Raw genomic sequence first — 6990 nt, 5'->3', positions numbered from 1 at the left:
CGCTGTCCCCATCGCGCCCCCGCGCCGTCATCCCGCCCGCACCGCCCGCCGCCCGCCAGCCCCCGGCCCGTCTGGACGCAAGAGCGACCGCTCCACTCCGACCCTGCGCGGGGTTGATTTCTGGCATTCCAGCGCCTACAACCATTCCGAATATCGAAAAATCATGCCTCACGACGGTACGGAAAGCGGACCGCCCGCCCCCGCCGCCGCGCGACACAGCAGGAGCCTTTTCACCACACCGCACGACTTGCACCCACACCGCACCCGCCGGGACCACACCCGCGCGACGCCCAGGAGGAACCGCATGGAACAGCATCTTGATGCCCGCATCGTCGAGCGCGGCAAGGAATTTTTCAAGAGCATCAGCGGCGAGGCCCCGTCCATCTTCAACAAGGGCTTCTGGACCGGCAAGGTCATGGACTGGGCCATGCAGAACGAGGGCTTCAAGGTCCAGCTGTTCCGCTTCGTGGACGTCCTGCCCTACCTGAACACCTCCGAGGCGCTCACCCGCCACATCCGCGAATACTTTTCCGCCGACGGGGCGGACGTGCCCCCCGTGCTCAAGTGGGGCGCGGGTGCCGCCGGTTTCGGCGGGGCCTTCACCGGCATGCTCATGGGCAAGTTCATCCGGTCCAACATCGAAGGCATGGCCCGCACCTTCATCATCGGCGAAAACACCAAGGAAGCCATCAAGGGGCTGGCCAAGCTGCGCAAGGAAGGCTTTGCCTTCACCGTGGACCTGCTGGGCGAAGCCACGGTGAGCGAGGAAGAAGCCGACGCCTACGCCAACGGCTACCTTGAGGTGCTGGACGCCATTGCCAAGGAACACGCCAAGTGGGCGCCGCTGGCCGATTCGACCGATTCCACGGGCAGCACCGCGGGAGGCTCTGGCGGTCCCGATGCTTCACAAGACTGGGGCCACACCCCCAAGGTGAACGTGTCCATCAAGCCTTCGGCCCTCTACTCGCAGGCCAAGCCCGGCGACGTGGAAGGGTCCGTGCAGGGCATGATGTCGCGCCTGGTGCCCATCTACCGCAAGATCGTGGCAATGGGCGGCTTTCTGTGCATCGACATGGAGCAGCTGAAGTACCGCGAAATGACGCTGGAACTGTTCAAGCGGCTGCGCACCATGCCGGAATTCCGCGACTACCCGCACCTGTCCATCGTGCTGCAGGCCTACCTGCGCTGCACGGAACACGACCTGGACGAGCTTCTGGCCTGGGGCCGCGCCGAAAGGCTGCCCTTCGGCATCCGCCTGGTGAAGGGCGCCTACTGGGACTACGAAACGGTGATGGCCAAGCAGAACGGCTGGGAAATTCCCGTGTGGACCCGCAAGCCGGAATCGGACATCTGCTACGAAAAGCTGGCCCGCCGCATTCTCGAGAACAACGACCTCGTCTACTTCGCCTGCGCCTCGCACAACGTGCGCACCATTTCCACGGTGATGGAAACGGCCCGCGCGCTGAACGTGCCCGCCCACCGCTACGAATTCCAGGTGCTGTACGGCATGGCCGAGCCGGTGCGAAAGGGCCTGAAGAACGTGGCCGGGCGCGTGCGCCTGTACTGCCCGTACGGCGAACTGATTCCCGGCATGGCCTACCTTGTGCGCCGCCTGCTGGAAAACACCGCCAACGAATCCTTCCTGCGCCAGAGCTTCGTGGACGGCGCGGAACTGGAACGGCTGCTGGAAAACCCGCAGGCCACGCTGGAGCGCGAACTGGCCGCCGCCCCGCCGCCGCGTGCTGCCGCTGCTGCCCAGCCCGGCCCCGACGGCCTGCCCCCGTTCGTCAACGAAAGCATGCTGGACCTGACCATACCCGCCAACCGCGCTGGCTTCGTGAACGCCATCGCGGAGGTGCGCGGCAAGGCGGGCGGGGTGATTCCGCTGTTCATCGGCGGCAAGGACGTGACCACCGACGACACCATCGCCTCCACCAACCCGGCGAACCCGGCGGAAGTCATCGCCAGGGTCTGCCAGGGCGGCAAGCCGGAAGTAGACGCCGCCATCGAGGCCGCCGAAAAGGCCTTCCCGACCTGGCGGGACACATCTCCGGCGGACCGGGCCATGTTCCTGCACCGCGCGGCGGACATCGCCCGCCGCCGCATGTTCGAACTGTCCGCCTGGCAGGTGCTGGAAGTGGGCAAGCAGTGGGACCAGGCCTTCCATGACGTGGGCGAAGGCATCGACTTCCTGGACTACTACGCCCACGAAATGCTGCGCCTTGGCGCGCCGCGCCGCATGGGCCGCGCCCCCGGCGAACTGAACCACCTGTTCTACCAGCCCAAGGGCATCGCCGCGGTCATCGCGCCGTGGAACTTCCCCTTCGCCATCGCCATCGGCATGGCCGCCGCCGCCATCGTCACCGGCAACCCGGTGATCTTCAAGCCATCGTCCATTGCCTCCCGCATCGGGTACAACCTTACGAAAATCTTCCGCGAGGCGGGCCTGCCCGAGGGCGTGTTCAACTACGTGCCGGGCCGCAGCTCGGTCATGGGCGACTACCTTGTGGAACACCCGCAGGTGAGCATGATCTGCTTCACCGGCTCCATGGAGGTGGGCCTGCGCATTCAGGAAAAGGCCGCCAGGGTGCAGCCCGGCCAGATGCAATGCAAGCGGGTTATCGCGGAAATGGGCGGCAAGAACGCCATCATCATCGACGACGACGCCGACCTCGACGAGGCCGTGCTGCAGGTGCTGAACTCCGCCTTCGGCTTTCAGGGGCAGAAGTGCTCGGCCTGCTCGCGGGTCATCGTGCTGGACCCCATTTACGACCGCTTCGTGGAGCGCCTCGTCAAGGCGGCGCAGGCCATCAAGATCGGCCCGTCGGAAGACCCGGCCAACTACATGGGCCCGGTGGCCGATGCTTCCCTGCAAAAGAACATCCTGGAATACGTGAAGGTGGCCGAGCAGGAAGGCAAGGTGCTGGTGAAGCGCACCGACATCCCCGCAGAGGGCTGCTACGTGCCGCTGACCATCGTGGAAGGCATCAAGCCGCATCATCGCATTGCGCAGGAAGAAATCTTCGGCCCGGTGCTGGCCGTGATGCGCGCGGGCAACTTTGACGAGGCGCTGACCATCGCCAACGGCACCCGCTTTGCCCTGACCGGCGGCGTGTTCTCGCGCAGCCCCGAAAACCTGGCCAAGGCCCGCCGCGACTTCCGGGTGGGCAACCTGTACCTGAACCGCGGCTCCACCGGGGCCATGGTGGAACGCCAGCCCTTCGGCGGGTTCAAGATGTCCGGCGTCGGCTCCAAGACCGGCGGCCCCGACTACCTGCTGCAGTTCATGGACCCGCGCTGCGTGACCGAAAACACCATGCGCCGGGGCTTTGCCCCCATCGAGGAAGACGACGACTGGATCGGGTAGGCTGACGCTGGCGGTTGCGCCGACGAACCGGAGCGAACCGGGGGGAACCAAAAGACAAGGGCCGCGCACTGCATGGTGCGCGGCCCGTTTTGTCTGCATGGGATCGGAAGAGGCACCGGGGGCGGGGCGTGTCACAATTTCGCGTCGGTATATACATTGTATTGACAATCGCGCCGCCCGGCTTTAGCCTTTCCGCACAGGAGGCCGCCATGGCAAGCACCGACATCATCAACCTGCGCGTTCCCCCGGAGCAGAAGGCCATCATTGATCTGGCCGCTGCGCTGGCGGGCAAGAACCGCACGGCCTTCATCCTTGAGCATGCCGTTCGCTCCGCCGAGGAACTGCTGCTGGAAAAGTCTCACTTCCAGCTTTCCACGGCGCAATGGGACGCCTTTCAGGCCGCGCTGGATGCACCAGTCCGCGACAACCCGGCCCTGGAGCACCTGCTTGCCACGCCCGCTCCGTGGGATGACGGCGAATGAGCGGACGCATTGCGGCCCCGGAACCGCTTGGTCCGCGACATGACCTAGTCCTGTTTTGCAGCGGCGAACCCGCGCTGGACGACTGGCTGCGCACGCGCGCGGCCAGAAACGAGGGCAAGGCCACCCGCACCTACGTGGCCTGCCTGCATGAAAAAGGCGGGCAGGTAGAACAGGGCACGCGGGTAGTCGGCTTCTATTCGCTGGCAGTGGGCAGCGTGGCCCACGAAATCGCCCCGGGCAGCATCCGGCGCAACATGCCCGACCCGGTGCCGGTAATGATTCTGGCCCGTCTTGCCGTAGACCAAGGCATGCAAGGGCGGGGAATTGGCAGGGCGCTGGTGCGCGACGCCCTGCTGCGCACCGCCCAGGCGGCAGGCATAGCGGGCATCCGGGCCATTCTGGTGCATGCGTTGCACGAACGCGCGGCGACCTTTTATGCAGGCTGCGGGTTCCACCCCTCTTCCGTAAGCCCGCTGACGCTGCTGCTGCGGATGGAAGAGGTGCAGCAATACCTGCACCCGCAGCGCACAGGATAAGGCTGGGTTCCACCCGCCACGCTGCTGCCATCAAACACAAGCGCCCGGCAATGGCTTGCCGGGCGCTTTCGTTTCCTTCAAGAGTGGGGGCGCTACACCTTCAGCGTGCCCCTGAAATCATCCCACTGCTCGATGCCCATGCGCTCGCACAGGGCGGCCAGTTCATCCACCAGCCGGAACACGAAGTCGGGGCGGATGAAGTTGGCGGTGCCCACCTGCACGGCGTGCGCGCCCACCAGCAGGAATTCCAGCACGTCCTCTGCGCTGGTGATGCCGCCGATGCCGATGACCGGAATGGACACGGCTTTGGCCACCTGCCACACGCAGCGCAGGGCCACGGGCTTGATGGCCGGGCCGGACAGGCCGCCCACCACGTTGGCCAGCAGGGGCTTGCGGGTGTTTATGTCCACGCCCATGCCGGTCAGGGTGTTGATGCAGGACAGCACGTCGGCCCCGGCGTCTTCCACGGCGCGGGCCATGTGGGCGATGTCGGTGACGTTGGGCGACAGCTTGACGATGACCGGCTTGCTGCCCGCGCGCATCTTCACCGCTTCGGTCACCTTGGCGGCCTGGCGCGGGTCCTGCCCGAAGATCACGCCGCCTTCCTTCACGTTGGGGCACGAGATGTTCACTTCCAGCGCGGCCACGCCTTCTTCGGCGGCCAGCACGGCGGCCAGTTCGCCGAATTCGCCGGGGTCGCAGGCGTACAGGTTGGCCACGATGGGCACCTCGCGCCATGGGAGCTTCGGCAGGGTGGTGCGCACGAAGTAGTCGACGCCGTCATTCTGCAGGCCCACGGCGTTCAGCATGCCGCAGGGCGTTTCGGCCACGCGTGGCATGGGGTTGCCCCGGCGCGGGGCCAGCGACAGGCCCTTGACCACGATGCCGCCGAGTTTGGTCAGGTCGCCGTAGGGGGTGAACTCCACCCCGTACCCGAAGGTGCCCGAGGCGGTCATGACCGGGTTGTTCAGGGTCAGCGGGTGCAGCCCGCCGGGAAGGGTAACGTGCATGTCGATCATGATTGTATCCTGGCCCTTGCCCTAGCGTTCGCAGGCCTGCACGGGCACATCGGCAGCCGTGGGCGGGGCGGCGGTTTCGTCGTCGAAGGTGACCTGCTCCGCCCAGAACACCGGGCCCTGGGTGCAGGTCTGCACGTTGCCGCCCGCCTTGGCCGGGTCGGGCCACTGCTCGGTGGTGCGGCACACGCACCCCAGGCACGCGCCCACGCCGCAGGCCATGCGCGTTTCCAGCGAAAGCTGGGTGCGCACGCCGTATTCCAGCGCGAACGAACGCACCGTGCGCAGGAAGGGGGTGGGCCCGCAGGCCAGCACCAGCCCGTTCTGGTCGCGGAATTCACGCATCCGGCGGCCAATGGTCTCGATGAACCGCGAAAGGTCTTCGGGGCCTTCCTCGTGGTGGCTGTCGGCCATGATCTTTTCGTTGATGCTCTCGAAGGGGTAGCACCCCAGCGGCATGCGGTGGCCGAAATCCATCCACAGGTTCCACGGCTTGGGGTGGGTGTGGGCATAGCCGATGAACGGCGCGATGCCGATGCCCCCGGCCAGCATCAGGGTGGGGGTGTCCGGCTCCATGGCGAAGGCGTTGCCCAAGGGGCCCCACACGTGCACCACGTCGCCGGTACGCAGTTGGGCAAGACGCGCGGTGCCGCGCCCCACCACCTGGAAGAAGATGACCAGGTCGCGCGTGCTGATGCGGCAGATGGAGAAGGGGCGTGCCCACAGCATGTCCAGCGCCCATCCGGCGGGGCGCAGCATGACGAACTGGCCGGGCTTCCAGTCGGCCCACTGGGGGCGTTCCAGACGCAGGGCGAAAAAGCGGGCCTCGCCACCGGTCTGTCCGAAGGGAACAAGGTCGAGCACCGTCAGGTCGGTGCAGGCAGGTGTGTTCATGGCGGTGATGGTGTCCTCGAAAAGAATGTGGCCGCGTCGTGTGGCCGCCGGGGGTGCGGGCGCACCCGAAGGCGGGAACCGCGCGTGCCCCCCGTGCATACGGGTGTAGTCGGCGTGGCGGGCGGGGTCAAGCGGTGGGAAGTGGTGCGGGCCGCGCGGGTGGGGCAAAAGCGGGATTCCGGTCCGCCGGGGCTTCTGCGACAGACCGTCGGCAGCTGCCGGTAACGGGTGGCTTGCGGGAGAGCAGGGACCAGCCTCGCGCCAACGCCCCCGCGAACATCGCCGGAAAACCCCGCGGACCATTGCGGTTGCCATGCGGGCGTTCTATGGTTAGATGCACTGCTCCCCGTGCGGCCACCGCGACGCCATCCGTCCCCGCCGCCACGTTGCCCCCGACCAGCCGGACCAGCCGGATCTGCCGGACCTGCCGGATCGCCCGGCCAGCCACTTCCGCGGCATTCCCGGCCCTTGCGCCCGGCGGGCAGCCCCCACGCATATTTCATCCCCTGCGGAGAATCATACATGTCCAGCAAGCCTTCACGCCCCGCATCCGGCCCCAAGGGCGCCGCCGCCACGGGCAAGCGCCCGGCAGGCCAGAAAAAATCCGGCAAGCCCGATGCAGGCGACGCCCCCCGCTCGCGCGGGCGTGACGACCGGCAATCCCGCGCGGATCGCCCGGATCGGCCTTCCCGCCC

General features: G+C 67.0%; 5 protein-coding genes. 3 read left to right on the top strand and 2 right to left on the bottom strand.

Annotated elements, in window-relative coordinates:
- The first annotated feature begins 304 nt into the window (after nt 1-304).
- The 3 genes from FVW20_RS03995 to FVW20_RS03985 all read left to right on the top strand — a co-directional run bounded on the left by FVW20_RS03995 (nt 305) and on the right by FVW20_RS03985 (nt 4385).
- Nucleotides 305-3367 carry a proline dehydrogenase family protein gene (locus FVW20_RS03995; RefSeq protein WP_196608390.1) on the top strand — a complete coding sequence of 1021 codons (3063 nt, stop codon included), beginning with the start codon at nt 305-307 and terminating at the stop codon, nt 3365-3367.
- 209 nt (nt 3368-3576) lie between these two features.
- Nucleotides 3577-3849 carry a type II toxin-antitoxin system TacA family antitoxin gene (locus FVW20_RS03990; RefSeq protein ID WP_196608389.1) on the top strand — a complete coding sequence of 91 codons (273 nt, stop codon included), beginning with the start codon at nt 3577-3579 and terminating at the stop codon, nt 3847-3849.
- Nucleotides 3846-4385 (top strand): GNAT family N-acetyltransferase, encoded by a 540-nt coding sequence (locus tag FVW20_RS03985; RefSeq protein WP_196608388.1) that lies wholly within the window; start codon nt 3846-3848, stop codon nt 4383-4385. Before FVW20_RS03990 ends, FVW20_RS03985 begins: the two co-directional genes overlap by 4 nt.
- Nucleotides 4386-4477: 92 nt before the next feature.
- On the opposite strand, the gene FVW20_RS03980 is transcribed toward FVW20_RS03985, so the two are convergent.
- Nucleotides 4478-5404, bottom strand: a complete 927-nt coding sequence (locus FVW20_RS03980) for a dihydroorotate dehydrogenase (protein ID WP_196608387.1) — start codon at nt 5402-5404, stop codon at nt 4478-4480.
- Nucleotides 5405-5425: 21 nt separating this feature from the next.
- Nucleotides 5426-6295, bottom strand: coding sequence for a dihydroorotate dehydrogenase electron transfer subunit (locus tag FVW20_RS03975; protein ID WP_196608386.1), 870 nt, complete (start codon nt 6293-6295; stop codon nt 5426-5428).
- Nucleotides 6296-6990 lie beyond the last annotated feature (695 nt).

The organism is Nitratidesulfovibrio oxamicus, assembly GCF_015731765.1.
GTDB lineage: Bacteria > Desulfobacterota > Desulfovibrionia > Desulfovibrionales > Desulfovibrionaceae > Cupidesulfovibrio > Cupidesulfovibrio oxamicus.
The sequence above is the reverse complement of the archived record's forward strand: the minus strand, read 5'-3'. Positions and strand labels throughout refer to the sequence as shown.